Consider the following 22,514-nt stretch of genomic DNA (forward strand, 5'->3'; position numbering starts at 1 on the left):
CTCGAAACACCCATAAGCTACGCCAGGTGAGAGCATCTCACTCACAGGAAATACCGCTTAAATCGCGAAGCAGAGCCTGAACGTCGTCAGAGTCCATGCCCCCTTCTGACCAATCGTCATCTTCATCGACCGATTCGGGATCCATTGGGATCGGGTCAATTTGCAAGCTAGTGTCATTGAGGGCGGCGGCCATCGCATCGATCTTGGTCCTCAGGCGCCACTGAACTGTTTCATCAATGCTTTCAGCACATTCCACAACCTCAATGATCGTTGTCTGATCCGGCGGCAAGCCGAGCCGGTGAATTCGATCCATGGACTGCAGGAAGTGGGCCGCGTTAAATGTCCGATCTAAGTAGAGTGCGTGGTGGCACACCGTGTGGAGGCTTACGCCTTCGCTTGCTGCTGCAGGGTTGGCCACCATGACGCGGGTATTCGTGTCGTCATGGAACAGTTTGATTTTGCCTTCGCGTGTGCCATCGTCATCTTCGTCACCGGCATCCACACCGCCATGGATATAAACTGCGCCCAAGTCTTGGAGTGAGTTCGAGATGTACTCCACGTTTTGGCGGAACGACGACCAAATCAGCACTTTCTTCCCTTGACGCGCGAGTTCGCGAGCCCGGTAGAGGATGTAATTCATTTTGGGCCCCTTGCCCTCAGCCAACACTGCGGACAACAGCCCAGGCTTTGCGAAATCGATCTCTCGGGACAACAATGCCGGGTGCGACACAAACATCAACAGACGCATTACCGATCGGCCTAGCGAGCGGAATGCTTGTCGTCCTCGATCACTCAAGTAGGCCGTAGCCTGTCGGGCTACTTCACTTTTCATGAACCGATACAACTCCAGTTGCAACGGGTTCATGGGCAGGATTTTGCGGAGGTGTGTGACGGGAGGTAGGCCGAGTTCTCCCTTGTTGGTGCGAACATAGATCGGTCGCATCCTCTCTACTACGTTATCGGCAGTCGCAGGAATCTCTGGGTACAGGAATGAGAATTGAGGTAGAAGGTCGTCGCGGGATTGTGGCATAGGCGTACCCGACATGACCAGCTTGCTGACAGGAAACTGGGACACACTCAGAACGGCCTGGGCAGTCTTATTTGGGGGGCCTGCCTTGATCCTATGGCTCTCATCCAAAAAAACGTGGACACGATGGTTGGCCAAGTGTGGGGTGATGATGTCGCGAGAAATGGGCAATTGCTGATACGACATAAGCATGAACGGAGGGTCCTCCCGCAACGCCCGTGCAATGTTATTGCCGCGAAGACGAACGAACACATCATGGGTGTTCGGGAAACACTCCTGTAACTGTTCGTCCCAAGCAGCAAACGCGTTTTTTGGCGCGATGATGAGCAGCCGGTCACCGGATTGGCGTCGGTAGGCGAAGGTAGCCAATGCTTCAGTCGTCTTTCCTGCTCCTGGAACGGAGAATGTTGCTCCTGCTGGTAATGCCGCCAGTGTGCGCACATTGCGGATTTGATGAGATTTGAGGACACGACCGAACCCGGTGGTTTGAAGTTTCGCCAATAACTCCTGCTCACCCACTTGCCTGCCGGCAATGGCGTCCTTATAGAAATTTGTGTTGCGAACCGACTGTCGGAGGAGTTCGGCTGCGGGTACGTCGATTACATAATCCTGCTCTGCGCGCATCTGAAAAGAATGCATGAGCTGGCCGATTTGAACGCGCAACCTAACGAAACTCCACCACGGCAAGCTGATCGCGTTGCCACCTTCTCCTTGTGCGTCGGGATGTGTAGTGGTGAATAGTGCTCGGACTAACGGCAGCCAGGGTCGATCGGCATCGCCATCATCCCACGAGATGACCGCGCGTTGATCTGCAGTACGATAGGCAATCCTAAGCATTCCGGCTAGCTAACCAATCGCGTATTGTTTCGAGTGCGGTCTCAATGCTCTTGATTTGTTCTTCTGCGCCAGCGGTCGTGGAGTCCTCCCTCATGCCATCGGATATCGCTGCTTGGAGCTTTGTGTTGGCATCGGTCAGTTGCTTGAGAAGGTATCCTGCGTTGTTTCGCTCTTTTTGCAGTTCGTTCTCGGTTTCGATCACCTCTACAACGAGCCCTCGTACTTTGTCTGAGTTCTCTGGTTTTACTATCTCAGCAGCCAGTGCAAACGAGATGTCCGGTGAGGAACCCGGCACGTCTCCACCGAATAACTCTTGCGTAAGGGGATCAGGCGTTGTCGATGCTACAGGGAAGGCATCGGTTAGTTTGGCCTTGATTTTGGCCAAGTGCTCCTGGATTTTCGGAATAGCGCTATACAATCGATCGCCAGCCTTGCCGGGCTGGTCGATCAGTGTGAACGCTGTATGTTTCAAGAGTATCTGCTCACCTACGGACATGTTCTTGCGTGCCGCCTTGTAAAGCTGCTTGAATGCCTCCTCATCAGCTTGCACGTCAGACCATTGGTGTTGGCGGCCACGACTCTTAAGATAAGTGTCGGCCATTTCCAACATTGAGCGTGCCTGCTCAACTTCAGCTTTGGTCATGTCATACATATCGGCCAAATCGGAGTCGGTGAAACCATGTTGCTTTTGCTTACGCTGCATCATGATCGCCCGTGCCTCCCAACTGTAGCCCGCACGAATATCTTTTTTGATCTGAAAGTTTGCCTCGATCTTGTCGATTTCCTTGTCATCACAATGAGGTAATACCACCACATCGATATGAGAGAAATGCGGATAATCGGCTGGCTCGTTATAGTACAGGCTCCTCCAGCACGACAGGCGCCGGTTCCCATTTACCACGAAGCCGTTCTCATCCAGGATGATTGGTTCCACTTGCTTGTTGGTTTTTTCCTTGAAGAAGGCGTACAGTCCAGCATCCTTCATGAGCTTCAATAGAAGCTCGTGTTGCGTCTCCTGAACCACATCCAGTTCTGGGTCCGATTTGAAATAGGAGCTGTCTTGACTTGGATTCTCGGCCAGCCATTGCTCCTGCAGTGAGGCGGTGCGGCCGTTCTCGAGACGATACTTGGGGAGTTCAATGGGAACCTTGAATTTGACCAGCTCTATCTTGTCACCCTTGACCTCCAACGCAAACGTCGCGCTGGGAGTGGTGGGCCTGGACGACGCGAGTTCCTTGAGTCTGAGTTCAAACGGATAGCCAAAGCGTTGGTTAGTCATAAGGGCCTCAGAGCTAGTCGACCGCTATTACAATCAGCGGCATGTGGATAACTGAACGGAAAATCTCCAACTCGCACTGCAATCTGTTAGCATGGGCAATATTGTCTCCTAGTTTCTTAGCTGCGGCGCGAGTAGGGACAATCATCACGCCCGCCTTAATTGTTTTATTAAGAAACATTTGTTGAAGTTTGAGTAAATCAGCGTATAGGCGGGCCATATTTCCTGTCTGAAGGCATAGACCAATACCGTTTTTGGTGCTGGTGATCGTGATTTTTGAGCCCCGCGCCAATTTCACTTTTCCAGACCAGCCACACGCGATCAACCCGGCTACGATGGTGCTACCTATCTCCGATGCCTTGCGACGAGCTGGTGTGATGGTACAAGCATGAATTGCGGCCTCGATTTCCTGGCGCAATGCCGCTGGGACAGCGGCTAAACCGCTGCAATGATCATAGGTTATGAAATTCACGTGCCTTCGACTCCTTCATCTTCTGGCAGCACGGCTTGAGATAGTTTGCTCTTGGTGTGATCGTAGAGCTCTTTATCGTGCGGACGATAACGCGCTTTTCCAGCCAACGCCTCATCAATTCGCTCTTTGGCCTGTCTGGCGTAATTAGAAATCAACTCACAGCCCAAAAAATGACGCTTATGCAAGGCGGCAGCAACGCCTGATGAACCCACTCCAGCAAATGGGTCGAAAACGAGTTGGCCTGGCTTTGTCATGGATAGAACAAGCTTTTCAATCAAGCCTACGGGAAACTGGCACGGATGGTCGGTTTTTTCAACATGGTTGGCTTTGACGTTTGGAATGTTCCATACGTCTTCCGGATTTTTTCCTAATGGATTGCCGGAGAGTTTCCCCTTCTTGGGTCCCTTGAAATGGCGCTTACCCGGATATTTTGCCGGAACGCGAACGGGATCCAAGTCAAACTGGTAGTCATCTGTTTTCGAATACCACATTACCACTTCATACCGACCTGAGAAACGGCGTTTGTTATGTAGGCCATGACCAAAGTGCCAAATGATGCGGTTGCGTAGCTTGAGTCCGTGCTTCTTGAAAATGTAAGCCATCTCAATGTCGAGCGGAATAATCATTCCGTTGTCGACAAAATTTCCCACCTGCCAACATATTGAGCCAGTGTTCTTCAAACGTGGAATGATTAAGTCAAGAATCCGCTCTTGCCATTTAAGGTAATCTTCCAATGCTCCTTTTTTTCGTAAGACTTACCGATATTGTAAGGTGGGGACGATACGACTAGATCGAAGAGCGGCTGTTCGGGGATGGCATTGAGTAGAGTTTCTGCGTCGCCTTGCCAAACTGCATAATCCATGCCAACGATCGCTTTCAGGGTTGCTTTGCTTTTGACGAGTTGAACCGCCGTCGTGGCAGGGGTGGATAGAGGCTCTTGGTTCATGTGCGAGGCTCATTGAGTGCATTTCCGTGTGTAGGCTTTATCATCCTACATTGTTGGTAAAAGATCCAGATTTGGCATAGGCGACCTTCATGTCTATGGAATGTCCTGCGCTGCTTTGGGGTTGTACACAGTTGCCTGGAGCTCGGGTCAGGGTCTGGAGGCTAGGGTGATGTATGCTGGCGATGAGTAGGTTAGATATGGCAAGAGTCTTGTCCATACTTTCAAATTCCGGTGTGCTGTTTGTCATAGTAGCAACAGTAAATTCTGCGGGAGGGCTCATGCCTCCTTTAGCGGGCTAGCCAGTACATGTGCCCCGACTCTGCGAGTCAGATCTTCTGGCACTCCAGCCTCTGCAAACTTGCCTTCCCATGTGGCCAGTACCCGGCGAACCGTGGTGCGGACTTCTTCCAGCAGGTCGTCGTGCGCGTGGTCGTGCAAACCGATCCGGGTGAACAGGGCGGCAAAGGTGTCCAGGCCGATCGCGTCGAAGCGTTTGACGCCTGCCATATTGAGCGCGGTCGAGGTGTCATGGGCAGTGTAGGCCACCGTTGATACCAGATCGTAGGCCGGTGCCAGGCGCGGGCGTGTCGGGTCGTCGTAGATCAGGGACCAGTTCTTGATGTGGGCGTCGCCGTTTCCCAGGAGGACGTTCAGCACGAGGCGGCGTGTCATTTCCTTCAGGTCGGGCAGGCCGCCTGCGTAGCGCATCAGGGTGAGCGCGATCATGTCGTAGTTGACCCGGCCATATTTCTGCGCGGGGCGCAGGTTGAAGACCTGGGCGAAATCTTCGACATGCGTGCGGCCGTCCCCAGGACGGTCGAAGCGCCGGATCGTGTAGAACGGTTCGCCACGGTCGTAGCCGGACATGTCGGGGAGTCCGTCGATCCGTTCGGGCGGCACCAGCGCCACTTCGGGGACATCGATGCCGACGGCACGCGCGGTTTCCATGGTTGCCGCCTCGACTTGCGGCAGGGCTTCGAAGTCCCTGGACGGCGGCTTGACGATGTAGTTGCCCAGATCGCCGCCGGTGTTGAGCGTGTAGCGTTCGCCCTGGCGCAGCATCGAGAACTTCATCTGCATGCCGCCGAGCGAAAACTTCAGTTCGGCCAACTCGTCGTTTGCTGGCGAGATCGGTAAACCGCGTTTCAGCAGTAGATGGTCCGGCGTATCGGTGGGCGCCAGGATCACGGCGCCGGGGAGATCGTGACCGAGCGCGGTCAGCAACAGGAACTCCCGATCCTCGTGGACCTTGAGTCGTTGGGCGATGCGGGAGCGCAAGCCCCCTTCGGGCAGCAGGTTCGAGAAGAAGGGTGGCGCTTTGATCGATGAGGATTTATGGCGCTCGTCGCGTAACAGTGTCAGCGTCTGTGACTCATCGCCTGGGCGGGCCATGGACAGTGTGAGAATGGGACGAGCAGCGCCGATGTCGATGTAGTCGTCACTGACGACGAAGACCGTCTTTTCGTCCGGATAATGCGTCAGATGACCGACCCGCAGGTCGCCCAGGCGCACTTCCAGTGTGCGCACGGTATTCATTCCGGATCCTTCAGATGCTCGAATTCGGTCAGCAGATCAATGGGGGCTGATTCAGAGACGGGCGGGGTCGATTTGCCGGAAAGCCGTTTCTGCTCGAGCAGGGCGGCTTGCCCGATCGGAACCAGCGCTACCTCCAGGCCGAGAGAACTGGCGTAGGTGAGGAAGGTGTCCAGCGTGACTTCGCGGCCGTTCTCGATCTTCGATACCGTGCCCTGGCGCATGTGTTTCACATTGCCCTGGGCCAAGCCGGCCGCTTCGCGGGCACGGCGCAACTGCTTGCCCAGCAGGGCGAGCGTTTCAGGGTTACGGACACGCGATTGCGGTTTCATGCTATACGGCATAGCGATTCATCTTTGCTGTATTTATACGATAAAGCGTGTTTTTTGCAAGGCATAAGTCGCTATGGCGTATAAAAATTGAACTCCGATCAGATCATCTCCAGCGGGCTGGGTCCCGTCGGCGGCGGAAAGATCCGATCCAGCGCTGCCCGAAGCTCGGCGTCGATGACGACATCCAGCGCGCCGAAGTTCTCCTCCACCCGGCTGCGGCCCGTTGCCTTGGGAATGGCGATCACGCCTTCCTGATGGAGCAGCCAGGCCAGCGCCAGTTGGGCGGCGGTGACACCCCGCGATGCGGCAAGCGATGCGAATTCCCGATTGCGCAGCAGCCGCGCCTGCTCCAGCGGCGAGTAGGCCATCACCGGCATGTTGCGGGCCTGGCACCAGGGCAGCAGATCCCATTCGATGCCGCGGCGGGACAGGTTGTAGAGCACCTGATCGACGGCGCAGCGTTCCCCTTCCGGCTCGGCGAACAGGGTTTTCATGTCCCGGACGTCCAGGTTGCTGACGCCCCAGTGGCGAATCTTGCCGGCTGCCCGCAGGCGCGCGAAGGCTTCCACGGTTTCATCGAGCGGGATCGAGCCGCTCCAGTGCAGCAGGTACAGATCCAGGCAATCCACGCCGAGCCGTTCCAGGCTGCGCTCGCAGGCGATGGGCATCGAGCGCCGGCCGGCGTTGTGCGGATAGACCTTGCTGACGAGAAAGATCTGGCCACGGCGGCCGCGAATGGCTTCGCCGATCAAGGTCTCGGAAGCGCCTTCGCCGTACATCTCGGCGGTGTCGATCAGTGTCATGCCGAGCTCGATGCCGTGCTGCAGCGCGGCGATCTCGTCGGCCCTGCGCGCCGGGTCTTCGCCCATCATCCAGGTTCCCATGCCCAGCGCGGGGACGTGCTCTCCGGAGGGTAGTGCAATGGTCTTCATGTTTTTCATCCCATGATTGTCGGCTTGCCGTCGCATCGTAGATCAGCCGGGCCCGCAGAGGGCGGCCGACAGGCGGCGCGGGCGCTGCCCACGACCCTCTGTCCCGCCCGCGTTACAATCCCAGCCTTCAGCCGCCCACCGGGCGGTGCTTTTTGCGAATTTGCGAGCGTCCCCATGTCCGGAACCCTTTTCATCGTCACCGCGCCGTCCGGCGCCGGCAAGACCACGCTGGTGCATGGTCTGCTGCAGCGCGATGCGCGCGTGCAGCTGTCGATCTCGTACACCACGCGCGCGCCGCGCGCCGGCGAGCAGGACGGGCGGGAGTACCACTTCGTCGATGTGCCGGCTTTCCGCGCCTTGCGCGACCGCGGCGAGTTCCTCGAGTGGGCCGAGGTGCATGGCAACTACTACGCCACCTCCAAGGTCTGGCTGCGCGAGCAGATCGCCGCCGGGCGCGACACCTTGCTCGAGATCGACTGGCAGGGCGCGCAGCAGGTGCGCAAGGCCTTCCCGGAGGCGGTGGGGGTGTTCATCCTGCCGCCGTCGATGGAGGAGCTCGAATCCCGCCTGCGCGGGCGCGGCACCGACAGCGACGAGGTCATCAGCCGGCGCCTGCTGGGCGCGCGCGGGGAAATGCGCCATGTGGCGGAATTCGACTACGTTATAATCAACGACGAAATCGATGAGGCGCTGGACGACCTGGTTGCCGTGGTACGCGCCTCGCGGCTGCGCCATGCCAGCCAGCACAAGCGCCATCCCGAATATTTCGACTTTTTGGAACAGGATTGAACATGGCCCGCATCACCGTCGAAGACTGCCTGAAGAAGATTCCCAACCGCTTCCAGCTCACGCTGGCGGCGACCTACCGCGCGCGCCAGCTGACCATCGGCAGCACGCCGCAGATCGAGCTCGACCCGTCCGACAAGGACAAGCCCACCGTGATCGCGCTGCGCGAAGTCGCTGCCGGCAAGGTCGGGCTGGAGATGTTGAACCGCGGCCAGGCCTGAGCCGGGTCGTGAGGGGCTAGACACATGGACGAGAGCGAGCGGGAAGCCCCTCAGGAACCTTTTCGCCCGCCGCCGTCGAGCGTGCTGTCGCTCGACTTCCAGGGACTGAAGACCAAGCTGCTGACCTACATGCGTGCCGAGGACGTCGGCCGCGTGGAGGCTGCCTATCATTTTGCCGCCGATGCCCATGCCGGGCAGTTCCGCGTCAGCGGCGAGCCCTACGTCAGCCATCCGGTCGCGGTGGCCTCGCTGGTGGCCGACTGGCACCTCGATCCGCAGGCGCTGATCGCCGCGCTCCTCCACGACGTGATGGAGGACACCCACATCCCGAAGGCGGAGATCGCCGAACGCTTCGGCAAGGTCTCGGCCGAACTGGTCGATGGCCTGTCCAAGCTCGACAAGATCGAGTTCCGCTCGCACGAGGAAGCGCAGGCCGAGAACTTCCGCAAGATGCTGCTGGCGATGGCGAGCGACCTGCGCGTCATCCTGATCAAGTTGGCCGACCGCCTGCACAACATGCGCACGCTCGGCCACATGCGTCCGGCCAAGCGCCGCCGCATCGCCAACGAGACGCTGGAAATCTACGCGCCGATCGCCAACCGGCTCGGTCTCAACGACCTGTACCGCGAGCTGCAGGAGCTGTCCTTCAGCAACAAGTACCCGCTGCGCTACCGGGTGCTGGCCAAGGCCATCCGTGCGGCGCGCGGCAACCGCCGCGAAGTGGTCGGCAAGGTCAGCACGGCGATCGAGGAACGGCTGCCGCAATGGGGCATCACGGCCGAGGTCAGCGGCCGCGAGAAGCACCTCTACGGCATCTACCGCAAGATGGCCGAGAAGCACCTGTCGTTTTCGCAGGTGCTGGACATCTACGGCTTCCGCGTCATCGTCGGCGAGGTGTCGAGCTGCTATCTGGCGCTGGGTGCGCTGCACTCGATGTACAAGCCGGTGCCGGGCAAGTTCAAGGACTACATCGCGATCCCCAAGGCCAACGGCTACCAGAGCCTGCACACGACGCTGATCGGCCCCTTCGGCACGCCGGTCGAAGTGCAGATCCGCACGCGCGAGATGCACCACATCGCCGAGGCCGGCGTGGCCTCGCACTGGCTGTACAAGGAAGACGAGAAGACGCTGACCGAGCTGCAGCAGAAGACGCATTCCTGGCTGCAGTCCCTGCTCGAGCTGCAGTCCGCCTCGGGCGAGGCCACCGAGTTCCTCGAGCACGTCAAGATCGACCTGTTCCCGGGCGAGGTCTATGTGTTCTCGCCCAAGGGCACGATCTTCTCGATGCCCAAGGGCTCGACGCCGGTCGATTTCGCCTACGCGGTGCATACCGACATCGGCAACCGCTGCGTGGCCTGCCGCATCAACGGCGACCTGATGCCGCTGCGCAGTGAGCTGAACAATGGCGATCAGGTCGAGATCATCACCGCTGCCCATGCCAACCCCAACCCGGCCTGGCTGTCGTATGCGCGCACCGGCAAGGCGCGGGCGCAGATCCGCCATTTCATGAAGAACGCCCAGCAGGACGAGTCCGTCGCGCTGGGCGAGCGCCTGCTCAACCAGGCGCTGCGGCCGCATGGCCTGACCCTGGGCCAGATCTCGACTTTCGCCTGGGAGCGCTTCCTGCGCGACCGCGGCGTGCGCCACAAGAAGGAGATCTTCTCCGACCTCGGCCTGGGCAAGCGCCTGCCGGCGATCATCGCGCGCCGCCTGGCGCAGGCGCAGGACATGGAATCGGGCCGGCCCGACGTGATCAAGCCGAAGCCGGCGGGCGCGATCACGATCCGCGGTTCCGAAGGCATCGCGGTACAGCTGGCGCGCTGCTGTCATCCGATCCCGGGCGATCCGATCATCGGCACGCTGCGCAAGGGCCAGGGGCTGGAAGTGCATACCCACGACTGCCCGAGCGTGGCCAAGCTGCGCGGCGACCGCGGGCGCTGGGTGGATGTCGAATGGGAGGCCGGCGACGACCGCCTGTTCGACGTCGGCATCCGCGTGCTGACGCGCAACGCGCGCGGCGTGCTGGCGCGGGTGGCCAGCGCCATCGCCGAGGAAGACTGCAACATCCAGAGCGTGCACATGGACAACGAGCAGGGGGCCTACACCGCGCTCAACTTCACCTTGCAGGTGCGCGACCGCATGCACCTGGCGCGCGTCATGCGCGCGGTGCGGCGGGTGCAGGAAGTGGTGCGCATCGGCCGCGTCAAGGGCGACGGCCGCGCGGTCTGAAGCCTGCGCACGGGGCGCTGCATCGCCGCAGCGGCGCCGCCGGCTGCTAGAATTGCGGCCACTTCAGAACAGGGGGCCCGACGATGGCGATGTACGAATCCGATCACACCAAGTTCATGCGCGAGTGGATGGCCAAGCATCCCGAAGAGCAGACCGAGCAGAAGAAAGGCCGCGCCCTGTGGTGGGACAAGCCGCAATCGGTCGAGGAGCAGCAGCGCCTGCAGGAAGCGCGCGTGCCGGTGAAGCCCTACTACTACGACGCCAATCACTGAGCCGTCTCCCCTTGCTGCCGGGCCGGGCGCCGAACGCATGAGTCTGCCGCGCCGGCTTGCCTTCATCGACGTCGAAAGCACCGGCGCCCATCCGGTACGCGACCGCATCACCGAGATCGCCATCCTCCGTGTCGAGGATGGCGTGCTCGTCGACCGCTGGGAAAGCCTGGTCGACCCGCAGACGCCCATCCCGCCGCTGATCCGGCAGATCACCGGCATCAGCGACGAAATGGTCGCCGGCGCGCCGTGCTTCGGCGAGCTCGCCGACCAGGTGCAGGCCTTGCTGGCCGGCCACGTGTTCGTCGCCCACAATGCCCGCTTCGATTTCGGCTTCATCAAGAACGCCTTCGCCCGCATCGGGCGGGATTTCGATGCGCCGGTGCTGTGTACCGTCAAGCTGTCGCGGGCGCTGTTTCCCGAGCATCACCGCCATGGGCTGGATGCGCTGATCGAGCGCCACGACCTGCACTGCGGCGCCCGCCACCGGGCGATGGGCGACACCGAGGCGCTGTGGCAGTTCGTGCAGCTGGCGCAGGCGCGCTTCGAGCCCGAAGTGCTGCAGCGCGCGGTCGAGCGCGCGATGAAGGCGCCGGCGTCGCCGCCCGGACTGCCGGAGGGCTTGCTCGAAGCCTTGCCGGACGAGCCCGGCATCTATTTCCTGCATGCCGAAGCAGAAGCGCCGCCGCCCGGGCGCATCGACCGCCCGCTGTTCATCGGCCGCGCCGCCAGCCTGCGGGCAAGGGTCAAGGAGCATTTCGCCGGCAGCACGCGCAAGGGCAAGGACGCCGAGCTGCGCGAACGGACCCGCCGCATCGAATGGATAGCAACGGCCGGCGAACTCGGTTCGCTGCTGCTCGAAGCCGAACTCGTCAAGCGCCTGCGGCCGCCGTCGAATCGCCTGCCCGAAGACGGTGGCGAAGCGTTTGCGCTACGCCTGATCGAAAATCGCCGCCGCCCGCCGATCTACGAGCGAGTGCCGGTCGCCGGCACCGATCCCGCCACCTGGGCGGGCCTGCACGGCCTGTTCCGCAACAAGCGCGAGGCGGACAACCGGCTGCGCGAGCTGGCCATGCTCTACCGCCTGTGTCCGCGCCGGCTCGGCCTGGAGCCGGGTACGGCCGGAGCATGCTCGGCGTTTCAGGCGCGCCGCTGCGCCGGCGTCTGTGCCCGCCGGGAAACGGCGGCGGAACACGACGCCAGGCTGCTGGGCGGTCTGGCCTCGCTCGGCGTCAAACCCTGGCCATGGCCGGGCGCGGTGGTGGTCGGCGAGCGCGATGCCCATTCGGGGCGCGAAGCCTGGCATGTCTTCGATCAGTGGTGCCACCTCGGCAGCGTGGCGCGGCGCGAGGAATTGCCGACGGTGGTGCGCGAGCGCCGCTTCGACATCGACACCTGGCGCCTGCTCGGGCGCTGGTTCGCCGTGCCCGCCCATCTGGACGCTGTCGAGCCGTTGCCTTAATGCGATGCGGCGCGCCTGAGCTGGCTGACCTTGTCCAGCACCAGGCCACGGCGCCCCTGCGGGCGCACCAGGCCGTCGCGGACGAAGCGCGACAGCACGCGCGAGAAGGTCTCGGGGGTGAGGTTGAGCTGGGCGGCGATGGTCTGCTTGTCGGAGGCGAGATGGATCTCCGCATGCTCGGCGCCCTGCGGTGCCAGCTGAGCCAGATACTGCGCCACGCGCTGGGTGCTGCTGAGCTGGATACAGAGCTGCATGTGCATCATCATCTCGTAGCTGGCGGCGGCGAGGCGGGTGCTCATGGCCTCGGCGAACGTGGGTTCGGCGGCCATCGCTTCGCGCACCAGCGCCACGGGAACCTGCAGCAGCCGGGTATTGCGTCCGGCCATTGCCATTGCCATCGCCGGGCGCCCCAGCAGGGCGGCTTCCTCGGCGAAGATGTCGCCGGCGCCAACGATGCGGATGAGCTTCTCGCTGCCCGAAGGCGCGAGCAGCAGGCATTTCACTTCGCCGTCGAGGACCACGTGCATACAGGAGGGAACGTCCTGCGCCTGGAGGACGATCTCGCCCCGTTCCGCGCGTATCAGGCGCGAGGCGGAGACCAGTTGGTGCAGGCGCGCGTCGCCGAGCAGATCGAAGGGCGCGATCTCGCTCAGGCTGGGGATGCTGGCGGGGGTTTTTACTCGTGTCATCATCGGCTCCTGCTGGCTGCAGCCAAGTCTAGTCAGGGGGGCTGATGCATCCAAGGCAGGGCAGCGGCGGTGCAGGCGCACGGCATACCTCCAAAGAGGTATCTGCATGGCATGCAAGTGCCTGTAAACATTGGATGAGATGTTCGTACCCAGCCGATGCCCGGCACTTGCAGGTATAAAGGGGTAGGCCGGAAATCCGGACCCGGGACCGTGCCCGAGGCTGGATCCGCAGGGAAAACACAGGGGGCGTCGGCAAACGGGACGCCGGAGGGACTGCATGAAGCTCGCGATGCCGCGCCTGATCGTCAGGCATTCGATCCTGCTGCTGGTGGCGGTGGCGATGCTCGCGCTCGCGCTGATCAGCCTGGCCGGCATGAGCGCGTCGGTGATGGTCGCCGAGAGCGTGCAGGGCAGTGCCAGCGCGATCAACCACGCCGGTGCGCTGCGGCGGCTGACCCATCGGGCGGCGAGCCTGGTGATCGCGGGGGCGCCGAGCGGAACCTTGTCGCTGCCGCGGGTGGAGGCCGCCATCGCCGACTTCGAGCGCGTGCTGGAACACCCCGAACTGCAGCGCATCGTGCAGCGCGAGCCCGGCGGGCTGTTCGCCGCCACCTATCGCGGGGTCGAATCGGCTTGGCGGCTCAGCGTCAGATCCAGCCTGAAGGGCGTGGCGCAACTGGGGCCGGCGGCATCGGCCGGACAGATCGAGGCCTTGCTCGGCGACGTCGACCGTTTCGTCGATCAGCTCAATACCCTGGTGTTCGTGCTGGAGCAGGATACCGAGGCCCGCATCGGCGACCTGAGCGAGATCCTGGCCGGCGCCATCATCGTCACGCTGGTGGTCATCGCCGCGGCGCTGGTGGTGCTGCGCGCTTCGCTGCTGAAGCCGCTGGGCGGCCTGCTGGCGGCGACGCGGGCGGTGGCGCGCGGCGACTACTCGGCGCGCGTGGAGCACGTCGGCCACGACGAACTCGGCCGCGTGGGCGCGACCTTCAACCTGATGGCGGGCGAGATCTCGCGCCAGTACCAGACCCTGGAACAGCGCGTGGCGGAGAAGACGCTGGAGCTGCAGCGCAGCAACCGCGCGCTGGAACTGCTCTACCACGCCATTGCCCGCCTCTACCAGGCGCCGACCGAGCCGGCGGGTGTACGAGGCCACGCTGCGCGACATCGACCACGTCGCCGGCCTGGACGGCAGCTTCGCCTGTATCGAGCCCCGCCAGGGCGGGGCGGCAACGGTGATCGCCTCGACCATCGGCCCCTGCGTCGACCGCAGCGCGCGCGGCGACGAGGCCTGCAACGCCTGCCGCGCGCAATCGGCAGCCGGCGAAACGGTCGAAGGCGAGCGCAAGCTGCTGCGCTTTCCGCTGCGCGACCGCGAGCACCATTACGGCATGCTGCGGCTGGCGCTGCCGGCCGACCATGGGCTGGAGGACTGGCAGTGCCAACTGGTCGAAGCACTGTCGCGCCACATCGGCATGGCGCTTGGGGCCGCCCGCCGCGGCGAGCAGGAGCGCCTGCTGGCGCTGCAGGAAGAGCGCTCGGTGATCGCGCGCGAGCTGCACGATTCGCTCGCGCAGTCGCTGTCCTACATGAAGATCCAGATGAGCCTGCTGCAGCGCGCGCTGGCCGATCCGGCGCGCCTGAGCGATGCGGACACGATCCTGGGCGACCTGCGCAACGGGGTGAATGATGCCTACCGCCAGTTGCGCGAACTGCTGGTGTCCTTCCGCCTCGAGCTGTCCGGCGACCTGCGCAGTCTGCTGCGCGCGGCGGTGGCGGAATACGGCGAGCGCGCGGATGTCGACATCACGCTCGACATCCGCCTGGCCGGCTGCAGCCTGACGCCCAACCAGGAAGTCCACGTGCTGCAGATCGTGCGCGAGGCGCTGTCGAACATGCTGCGCCACGCACTGGCGCGCCATGCGCGCGTGGGCCTGGAGTGCGACGAAGCGGGCTACGTCACGGTCGCGATCGAGGACGACGGCGTCGGCATCGACGAAGGGCCGATCGGCGGCCGCGACCACCACGGCCTGTCGATCATGCGCGAACGCGCGCGCAGCCTCGGCGGCACGATCGAGATCGGCCGCCGCAGCGAAGGCGGTACCCGCGTCGGTGTCCGCTTCCGGGCCGTCACCGCCGCGCCTGCTTCCGCGCAATCCTCCCTGCCTGCCATTCCGCCCGCGTTCTACGGGCACTGCACTGTTCCAGCAAGGAAACCGCCGATGAGCGAACCGTCCGTCGAATCCGTCCTGATCGTCGATGATCACCCCCTGTTCCGCAAGGGGCTCGCCCAGCTGCTGCAGACGGTGCCGGGCTTCCGCCTGGTGGGCGAGGCGGCCGGCGGCGAGGAGGGCATCGAGATGGCGCGCGCGCGGCAGCCGGACCTGGTGCTGCTCGACCTCAACATGCGCGACCTCAACGGCCTGGAAGTACTGCGCCAGTTGCGCCAGTTGAAGCCCGAGCCGCGGGTGGTCATGATCACCGTGTCCGACCAGGGCGAGGACGTCGTCGCCGCGCTGCGCGGCGGCGCCGACGGCTACCTGCTGAAGGACATGGAGCCCGAGGCGATGCTGGAAGCGCTTGCCGACGTCGCCGCCGGCCGCGTCGTCATTCCGCCGCAGCTCAACCACCTGCTGGCCGCGGCGCTGCGCAGCGAAGCCCGGCCGCAGACGCCCGATGCCGCCGGCCTGACCGAGCAGGAAACGCGCATCCTCGAGAAGATCGCCGCCGGGCTGTCGAACAAGATGATCGGGCGCGAGCTCGACATCGCCGAAGGCACGGTCAAGGTCCACGTCAAGCACATCCTGCGCAAGCTCGACCTGCGCTCGCGCGTCGAAGCCGCGGTGTGGGCGGTGGCGCACCTGCGTAGCTGACGGCCGGGCAGCCTCCCGCATTCGCGCCGTTCTTGACGGCGGTCAATGACCGCACTCCGACTATGGGTTTGAATCGGCGGCGTACATATGGCACGCCGTACATAGGCTGCCCGGAGGATTCGTGCAAACGGCTTCACTTTCCCGTCGGGGTTTTCTGCGTGGTGGCATGCGCGTGGTGGCTCCGGCCGTCCGTCCTCCGTGGGCGCGGGTCGAGGCGGCCTTCCTCGCCGCCTGTAGCCGTTGCGATGCCTGTATCGACGCCTGTCCGACCGACATCCTGCTGAGGGCGGACGGCGGCTTTCCCGGTGTCGACTTTTCTGCCGGCGCGGGTGAATGCACGTTCTGCGGCGAATGCGTGGCGCACTGCGAACCGCAGGCCTTGGTGCGCAGCGCGGAAGACGGCGCGCCGTGGGCGCTGAAGGCGAGCATCGGCCGCGGCTGCCTCGCCGAATCGGGCGTCGAATGCCGTGTCTGCGGCGAAAACTGCCCGGTGGGAGCGATCCGCTTCCGTCCGCGTCTCGGCGGCGTGGCCTTGCCGCAACTGGACGCCGAAGCCTGTACCGGCTGCGGTGCCTGCTTCGCGCCCTGTCCGACGCGGGCGATCGCGGTGACGGCGGACAGGGTGGCGAACGAATTTCCGACAGAGAGCGAACGATGAAGATTGCAAGTCTGGTGCTGCGGGCGCTGCCCGCGGATTTCCCGGAAATCAAGGCGGCGCTGGCACAAATCCCGGGGGTCGAGATCCACGGCTCTTCCGAGGAGGTCGGCCGCATCGTGGTCACGGTCGAGGATGGCGAGGGCTGGTCGGTCACCGATTCGATCCTCGCGGTGAACCTCGCGCCCAAGGTGCAGGCGGTGACGCTGGCTTACGAATATACCGATGACGGTCTGGAATTGACGGAGGAATGAAATGAGCATGAATCGGCGTGATTTCATCAAGAGCAATGCGGTCGCCGCGGCCGCCGCGACCGCCGGCATCGGCATTCCGGTGGTCACCCAGGCGCAGGGCGTGGCCAGCGCCGGCACCAAGGTGCGTTGGGACAAGGCCGCCTGCCGCTTCTGCGGCACCGGCTGTTCGGTGCTGGTCGGCGTGCAGAACGGCCGTATCGTCGCCACCCAGGGCGACCCGGATTCGCCGGTCAACCGCGGCCTGAACTGCATCAAGGGCTACTTCCTGTCCAAGATCATGTACGGCGAGGACCGCCTGACCCAGCCGCTGCTGCGCATGAAGAACGGCAAGTACGACAAGAACGGCGAGTTCACGCCGGTGTCGTGGGACCAGGCCTTCGACATCATGGAACAGAAGTGGAAGGCCGCGCTGAAGGAGCACGGCCCGGAATCGATCGCGATGTTCGGCTCCGGCCAATGGACGATCTGGGAAGGCTACGCCGCTTCCAAGCTGATGAAGGCGGGCTTCCGCAGCAACAACCTCGATCCCAACGCGCGCCACTGCATGGCCTCGGCGGTGGTCGGCTTCATGCGCACCTTCGGCATCGACGAGCCGATGGGCTGCTACGACGACATCGAGAACACCGACAGCTTCGTGCTGTGGGGCTCGAACATGGCCGAGATGCACCCCATCCTGTGGAGCCGCATCACCGACCGCCGCCTGTCCAGGGATGGCTGCGAAGTCCATGTGCTGTCGACCTTCGAGCACCGCTCCTACGAGCTGGCCGACAACCCGATGATCTTCGTGCCGCAGACCGATTTGGCGATCCTGAACTACATCTGCAACCACATCATCCAGACCAACCGGGTCAACACCGAATTCGTCAATCGCAACGTCAAGTTCAAGATCGGCGAGGGCGACATCGGTTTCGGCCTGCGCCCCAACCATCCGCTCGAAGCCAAGGCCACCAGCAACGGCTATCCGGGTCAGGACGGCAAGCCCAAGGGCGACACCGGCGCGGCGCGCGACTGCAGCTTCGAGGACTTCGCTGCCTTCGTCGCCGAATACACGCTGGAGAAGGTGTCGAAGCTGTCCGGCGTGCCGGAAGACCGCCTGCTCAAGCTCGCCGAGCAGTACGCCGACCCGAACCGCAAGGTGGTCTCGTTCTGGACCATGGGCTTCAACCAGCACACCCGCGGCACCTGGGTGAACAACATGATCTACAACGTCCACCTGCTGGTGGGCAAGATCTCCGAACCCGGCAACAGCCCGTTCTCGCTGACCGGCCAGCCCTCGGCTTGCGGCACCGCGCGCGAAGTCGGCACTTTCGCCCACCGCCTGCCGGCCGACATGGTCGTCACCAACCCGGCGCATCGCGCGCACACCGAAGAGCTGTGGCAACTGCCGGAAGGCACGATTCCGGCCAAGATCGGCTATCACGCCGTGGCCCAGAGCCGGGCGCTGAAGGACGGCAAGATCAAGTGCTACTGGACCACGACCACCAACAACATGCAGGCCGGTCCGAACATCAATGACGAGATCTACCCGGGCTGGCGCAATCCGGAAGCCTTCGTCGTGGTGTCGGACGTCTATCCGACCGTGTCCGCGCTGTCGGCCGACCTGATCCTGCCGTGCGCGATGTGGGCCGAGAAGGAAGGCGCCTTCGGCAACGCCGAGCGCCGCACCCAGTTCTGGCGCCAGCAGGTGTCGGCGCCGGGCGAGGCCAAGTCCGACCTGTGGCAGTACATCCAGTTCGCCAAGCGCTTCAAGATCGAGGAAGTGTGGCCGGCCGAACTGATCGACAAGAAGCCGGAGTACAAGGGCAAGACCCTGTACGACGTGCTCTACGCCAACGGCCAGGTCAACAAGTTCCCGCTGTCCGACGTCGAGAAGGCCAACGCCCACGCGATCCCGGGCTACATGAACGACGAATCGAAGGAACTGGGCTTCTACCTGCAGAAAGGCCTGTTCGAGGAATACGCTGCCTTCGGCCGCGGCCATGCCCACGACCTCGCCGACTTCGACGTCTATCACAAGGCGCGCGGCCTGCGCTGGCCGGTGGTGGACAACAAGGAAACCCTGTGGCGCTTCCGTGAAGGCTACGACCCCTACGTCAAGGCCGGCGAAGGCGTGAAGTTCTACGGCCACAAGGACAACAAGGCCGTCGTCTTCGCGCTGCCCTACCAGGATCCGCCCGAGATGCCCGATGCCGAGTACGACATGTGGCTGTGCACCGGCCGTGTGCTGGAACACTGGCACACCGGCTCGATGACCCGCCGCGTGCCCGAGCTGCACCGCTCGGTGCCCGAAGCCCAGGTCTTCATGCACCCGGACGACGCCCACAAGCGCGGCCTGCAGCGCGGCATGGTGGTGAAGGTCGCGTCGCGCCGCGGCGAGATGACGGCCCGCCTCGAAACCCGCGGCCGCAACAAGCCGCCGGTCGGGCTGATCTTCGTGCCCTTCTTCGACGAGGCCAGGCTGGTCAACAAGCTCACGCTCGACGCCACTTGCCCGCTGTCGAAGGAAACCGACTTCAAGAAGTGCGCAGTCAAGGTGATGAAGGCCTGATCCACCGGAGGTGCGAGCACCGTAGCTTTGCCGACCGGGGGGTAGGGCCGGGCGCGGGCTCGCAACGACCATGAACGACACCATGAAACCGACCAGCCGTGCTGCCGCCAGCACGCCGTCGCCGCGCCGCCGCTTCCTCAAGGATGCGGCGGGCGTCGCCGGCGGTGCGGGCCTGCTCGCGCTCGGCGCCGGCATGTACGCCAGGCAGGCTTCGGCGCTGCCGGCGACTGCCATCCGCCCCCCGGCGCGCTCGCCGAAGCCGCTTTCCTCGCCGCCTGTGTGCGCTGCGGTCTGTGCGTGCGCGATTGTCCCTACGACACGCTGAAGCTGGCCGAGCTCGGCGACGGCGTGGCGACCGGCACGCCGTATTTCCTGGCGCGCGACATCCCGTGCGAAATGTGCGAGGACATCCCCTGTGTCGTCGCCTGTCCGAGCGGCGCGCTCGACCGCGCACTCACCGACATCGGCGAGGCGAGGATGGGGCTGGCGGTGCTGATCGACCAGGAGAACTGCCTCAACTTCCTCGGCCTGCGCTGCGACGTCTGCTACCGCGTGTGCCCGGTCATCGACAAGGCGATCACGCTCGAGCGCATGCACAACCCGCGCTCGGACCGCCACGCGATGCTGCTGCCGACGGTGCATTCCGAGCACTGCACCGGCTGCGGCAAGTGCGAGAAATCCTGTGTGCTGCCCGGCGAGTCGGCGATCAAGGTGCTGCCGATCAAGCTCGCGCAGGGCTCGAAGGCCGAGCACTACATGCGCGGCTGGGAAGAGAAGGACGCCGCCGGCGAATCGCTGATCGGCGAGCAGCTCGAACTGCCGGTGCGCGGCCTGGAGGACAAGGCCTACGGCGACACCCGCGTGCGGCCGGGCGAAGGCCCGCAGGCGCCGCCGGCGGTGCCCGACTACGCGCCTGCCCGTCCGCCGGGCGGCGGCCTCGATTCGGGGTGGAAGCCATGAACGCGCAGACGACGAGCGGCCAGGCGACCGGCACTCGGCCGGAGCGCAAGGTTCCGCCCACCAGCGTGCGCGGCGCGGCGATGCGCGGCGTGGTGGCGCGGCCCGGGCACGAGGCGATCGAAGCCAAGGGTTGGCTGCGTGCGCACAAGTGGCTGCTGCTGCGGCGAACCTCGCAGCTCGGCATCCTGGCGCTGTTCCTGGTCGGACCCTGGTTCGGCTGGTGGATCGTCAAGGGCAACCTGTCGTCGAGCCTGACGCTCGGTCTGCTGCCGCTGACCGACCCCTTCCTGATCGCGCAGCAGCTCGCCGCGGGCCAGTGGCCCTACCGCGAGGTCTTGTTGGGCGGCGGCATCGTGCTCGCCTTCTACCTGCTGCTCGGCGGCCGGCTGTTCTGCTCCTGGGTGTGCCCGGTGAATCTCGTCACCGACGCCGCCGCCTGGCTGCGTCGCCGCCTCGGCCTGAAAGGCGGCAAGGCGCCGGCGGCCAATACCCGCCACTGGCTGCTCGGTTTCGTGCTGGTGATCGCCGCGGTGACCGGTTCGCTGGCCTGGGAGTGGGTGAATCCGGTATCGATGCTGCATCGCGGCCTGATCTTCGGCTTCGGCCTGGCCTGGGGCATCGTCGGCGGCATCTTCCTGTACGACCTGCTGATCGCGCCGCGCGGCTGGTGCGGCCACCTGTGCCCGCAAGGCGCGTTCTACGCCCTGCTGGGGCGGGCTTCGCTGCTCAAGGTGTCGGCGGACAAGCGCCGCGACTGCAACGACTGCATGGACTGCTTCGCGGTCTGCCCCGAACCCCAGGTCATCCGTCCGGCGCTGAAGGGCGTCGGCCAGGACCACCCCTTGATTCTGGATGCCGAATGCACCACCTGCGGACGCTGCGTGGATGTCTGCGGCAAGGACGTTTTCCGTATTACGACCCGATTCAACAGGAGCGAGTCATGAAAAAAATCACACGCAATCTGGTACTCGCGCTCGTCGCCGCCGTCGGCTTCGGCGCGGTGATGCCGTCCGTGGCCACGGCCCAGACGGTCAAGAGCATCCGCGGCGCCGATGTCGCCGACCCCGAGCCGCAGGTCGGCCACTTCCGCCAGTTGCCCGACCAGGCGCCGATCGACCGCGAGTACGTGCAGCAGCCGCCGCTGATCCCGCACAAGGTCGAAGGCTATGAAGTCACGATGAACTTCAACAAGTGCATGGATTGCCATGCCTGGAGCCGTTACAAGGAAACCGGCGCGACCAAGGTCAGCCTGACCCATTTCAAGGACCGTGACGGCGGCGAATTGTCGAACATCTCGCCGCGCCGCTACTTCTGCATGCAGTGCCACGTGCCGCAGACCGACGCCAAGCCGCTGGTCGGCAACAGTTTCCAGCGCGCGGAAGGGCTGCGCTGACGCATCGACCAACGGGGATCGCCATGACCGACAACAACAAGAGCCTGATGCAGCGCATTCGCGGCGCCGGCTGGGCTGCCATCGCGCTGCTCTTCGCCGCCGGCGTGATCTTCTGGGGCGGCTTCAACTGGGCCCTGGAAATGACCAACACGGAGAAGTTCTGCATTTCCTGCCACGAGATGGAGGAAAACGTCTTCAAGGAGTACCGCAACACCATCCACTACCAGAACCGCACCGGCGTGCGCGCGACCTGCCCGGACTGCCACGTGCCGAAGGAGTGGGGGCCGAAGATGATCCGCAAGATCAAGGCTTCGCGCGAGGTGTACGGCAAGATCATGGGCACCATCAGCACGCCTGAGAAGTTCGCCGCCGAGCGCCTGCGCCTGGCGCAGAACGAGTGGGGGCGGATGAAGGCGAACAACTCGCAGGAATGCCGCAACTGCCACAACTACGAGTATTTCGACTACTCGGTGCAGGGCCGCCGCTCCAACCAGATGCACCAGTCCGGCTTCGCCGCGGGCCAGACCTGCATCGACTGCCACAAGGGCATCGCCCATTCGCTGCCGCCGGTCGATCAGCACATCGGCCTCCCGCACGAAGGCGTGGCGCCTGAAGTGCTGCACCCGCCGGTCCGGCAGGGGACGCCTGAATAAGGAGCGCACGGCGAGGGCGGCCGGTACCCGGCCGCTCTGGGTTCGGCCGGCAAGGGCACCGACAGCCGCTTCCGGCTCGAAGGAACGCAGCGCCATGGCGCTGCGTTTTTTCTTTGCATGGAGGTGCGTGAAAGGGCTGCCGGGTTACGGCCCGGAATACCGCC

The 22,514-nt window shown here is 63.7% G+C and carries 22 protein-coding genes and 2 pseudogenes; 15 read left to right on the forward strand and 9 right to left on the reverse strand.

The window, feature by feature from the left end; all coding sequences use genetic code 11:
* Positions 1 to 37 precede the first annotated feature (37 nt).
* From AAFL97_RS21950 to AAFL97_RS21985, 8 genes are all read right to left on the reverse strand, one after another.
* The gene (locus AAFL97_RS21950; protein WP_341646743.1) at positions 38 to 1,864 is read right to left on the reverse strand and encodes a DEAD/DEAH box helicase; all 1,827 of its coding nucleotides are present in this window, start codon (positions 1,862 to 1,864) and stop codon (positions 38 to 40) included.
* Entirely contained in the window at positions 1,857 to 3,143 is a 1,287-nt protein-coding gene (locus AAFL97_RS21955) for a hypothetical protein (protein WP_341646744.1), read from the reverse strand. The genes AAFL97_RS21950 and AAFL97_RS21955 overlap by 8 nt, the downstream gene beginning before the upstream one ends.
* A 13-nt stretch (positions 3,144 to 3,156) precedes the next feature.
* Positions 3,157 to 3,612, reverse strand: a complete 456-nt coding sequence (locus AAFL97_RS21960; protein WP_341646745.1) for a BglII/BstYI family type II restriction endonuclease — start codon at positions 3,610 to 3,612, stop codon at positions 3,157 to 3,159.
* Positions 3,609 to 4,346 (reverse strand): DNA-methyltransferase, encoded by a 738-nt coding sequence (locus tag AAFL97_RS21965; RefSeq protein WP_341646746.1) that lies wholly within the window; start codon positions 4,344 to 4,346, stop codon positions 3,609 to 3,611. The genes AAFL97_RS21960 and AAFL97_RS21965 overlap by 4 nt, the downstream gene beginning before the upstream one ends.
* A complete protein-coding gene (locus AAFL97_RS21970) occupies positions 4,304 to 4,558 on the reverse strand; it encodes a hypothetical protein (protein ID WP_341646747.1) in 255 nt (84 codons plus the stop codon). The genes AAFL97_RS21965 and AAFL97_RS21970 overlap by 43 nt, the downstream gene beginning before the upstream one ends.
* A 276-nt stretch (positions 4,559 to 4,834) precedes the next feature.
* Entirely contained in the window at positions 4,835 to 6,094 is a 1,260-nt protein-coding gene (locus tag AAFL97_RS21975; protein ID WP_341646748.1) for a type II toxin-antitoxin system HipA family toxin, read from the reverse strand.
* Positions 6,091 to 6,423, reverse strand: coding sequence for a helix-turn-helix transcriptional regulator (locus tag AAFL97_RS21980; RefSeq protein ID WP_341646749.1), 333 nt, complete (start codon positions 6,421 to 6,423; stop codon positions 6,091 to 6,093). Before AAFL97_RS21980 ends, AAFL97_RS21975 begins: the two co-directional genes overlap by 4 nt.
* A gap of 98 nt (positions 6,424 to 6,521) precedes the next feature.
* A complete protein-coding gene (locus AAFL97_RS21985) occupies positions 6,522 to 7,355 on the reverse strand; it encodes an aldo/keto reductase (RefSeq protein ID WP_341646750.1) in 834 nt (277 codons plus the stop codon).
* A gap of 174 nt (positions 7,356 to 7,529) precedes the next feature.
* Here AAFL97_RS21985 and gmk point away from each other — a divergent pair, with 174 nt between their 5' ends.
* From gmk to AAFL97_RS22010, 5 genes are all read left to right on the forward strand, one after another.
* Entirely contained in the window at positions 7,530 to 8,144 is a 615-nt protein-coding gene (gene gmk / locus AAFL97_RS21990) for a guanylate kinase (RefSeq protein ID WP_341646751.1), read from the forward strand.
* Between the two features lie 2 nt (positions 8,145 to 8,146).
* The gene (gene rpoZ, locus AAFL97_RS21995) at positions 8,147 to 8,362 is read left to right on the forward strand and encodes a DNA-directed RNA polymerase subunit omega (protein ID WP_263461091.1); all 216 of its coding nucleotides are present in this window, start codon (positions 8,147 to 8,149) and stop codon (positions 8,360 to 8,362) included.
* Between the two features lie 24 nt (positions 8,363 to 8,386).
* Positions 8,387 to 10,591, forward strand: coding sequence for a RelA/SpoT family protein (locus AAFL97_RS22000; RefSeq protein WP_263461092.1), 2,205 nt, complete (start codon positions 8,387 to 8,389; stop codon positions 10,589 to 10,591).
* Positions 10,592 to 10,674: 83 nt separating this feature from the next.
* Positions 10,675 to 10,863, forward strand: coding sequence for a DUF3460 family protein (locus AAFL97_RS22005; RefSeq protein ID WP_263461093.1), 189 nt, complete (start codon positions 10,675 to 10,677; stop codon positions 10,861 to 10,863).
* Positions 10,864 to 10,900: 37 nt separating this feature from the next.
* Entirely contained in the window at positions 10,901 to 12,322 is a 1,422-nt protein-coding gene (locus tag AAFL97_RS22010) for a 3'-5' exonuclease family protein (protein WP_341646752.1), read from the forward strand.
* Here the strand turns inward: AAFL97_RS22010 and AAFL97_RS22015 are convergent.
* Positions 12,319 to 13,014, reverse strand: coding sequence for a Crp/Fnr family transcriptional regulator (locus tag AAFL97_RS22015; protein ID WP_263461095.1), 696 nt, complete (start codon positions 13,012 to 13,014; stop codon positions 12,319 to 12,321). The genes AAFL97_RS22010 and AAFL97_RS22015 overlap by 4 nt on opposite strands.
* Before the next feature lie 274 nt (positions 13,015 to 13,288).
* Between AAFL97_RS22015 and AAFL97_RS22020 the strand changes: the two genes are divergently transcribed.
* The 10 genes and pseudogenes from AAFL97_RS22020 to AAFL97_RS22065 all read left to right on the forward strand — a co-directional run bounded on the left by AAFL97_RS22020 (position 13,289) and on the right by AAFL97_RS22065 (position 22,350).
* Positions 13,289 to 14,704, forward strand: a complete 1,416-nt coding sequence (locus AAFL97_RS22020) for a HAMP domain-containing protein (RefSeq protein ID WP_341646753.1) — start codon at positions 13,289 to 13,291, stop codon at positions 14,702 to 14,704.
* Positions 14,604 to 15,080: pseudogene (locus tag AAFL97_RS22025) on the forward strand (ATP-binding protein); the annotation flags it as partial. The gene AAFL97_RS22020 and the pseudogene AAFL97_RS22025, both read left to right, overlap by 101 nt.
* 156 nt (positions 15,081 to 15,236) lie before the next feature.
* Positions 15,237 to 15,887 (forward strand): two-component system response regulator NarL, encoded by a 651-nt coding sequence (narL, locus tag AAFL97_RS22030; RefSeq protein WP_341647218.1) that lies wholly within the window; start codon positions 15,237 to 15,239, stop codon positions 15,885 to 15,887.
* Positions 15,888 to 16,008: 121 nt separating this feature from the next.
* Entirely contained in the window at positions 16,009 to 16,545 is a 537-nt protein-coding gene (napF, locus tag AAFL97_RS22035; protein WP_341646754.1) for a ferredoxin-type protein NapF, read from the forward strand.
* Positions 16,542 to 16,796, forward strand: a complete 255-nt coding sequence (locus AAFL97_RS22040) for a chaperone NapD (protein WP_263461099.1) — start codon at positions 16,542 to 16,544, stop codon at positions 16,794 to 16,796. The genes napF and AAFL97_RS22040 overlap by 4 nt, the downstream gene beginning before the upstream one ends.
* Before the next feature lies 1 nt (position 16,797).
* A complete protein-coding gene (napA, locus tag AAFL97_RS22045; RefSeq protein WP_341646755.1) occupies positions 16,798 to 19,344 on the forward strand; it encodes a nitrate reductase catalytic subunit NapA in 2,547 nt (848 codons plus the stop codon).
* A gap of 70 nt (positions 19,345 to 19,414) precedes the next feature.
* Positions 19,415 to 20,304 (forward strand): annotated as a pseudogene (gene napG / locus AAFL97_RS22050) (ferredoxin-type protein NapG).
* Positions 20,301 to 21,248, forward strand: a complete 948-nt coding sequence (gene napH / locus AAFL97_RS22055) for a quinol dehydrogenase ferredoxin subunit NapH (RefSeq protein WP_341646756.1) — start codon at positions 20,301 to 20,303, stop codon at positions 21,246 to 21,248. Before napG ends, napH begins: the two are co-directional and overlap by 4 nt.
* A complete protein-coding gene (locus tag AAFL97_RS22060; protein WP_341646757.1) occupies positions 21,245 to 21,697 on the forward strand; it encodes a nitrate reductase cytochrome c-type subunit in 453 nt (150 codons plus the stop codon). Before napH ends, AAFL97_RS22060 begins: the two co-directional genes overlap by 4 nt.
* 23 nt (positions 21,698 to 21,720) lie before the next feature.
* On the forward strand, positions 21,721 to 22,350 hold the full coding sequence (locus AAFL97_RS22065) for a NapC/NirT family cytochrome c (RefSeq protein WP_327084816.1): 630 nt from the start codon (positions 21,721 to 21,723) through the stop codon (positions 22,348 to 22,350).
* The last annotated feature ends 164 nt before the right edge of the window (positions 22,351 to 22,514 follow it).

This window comes from Thauera sp. SDU_THAU2, from assembly GCF_038260575.1.
Classification (GTDB): domain Bacteria; phylum Pseudomonadota; class Gammaproteobacteria; order Burkholderiales; family Rhodocyclaceae; genus Thauera.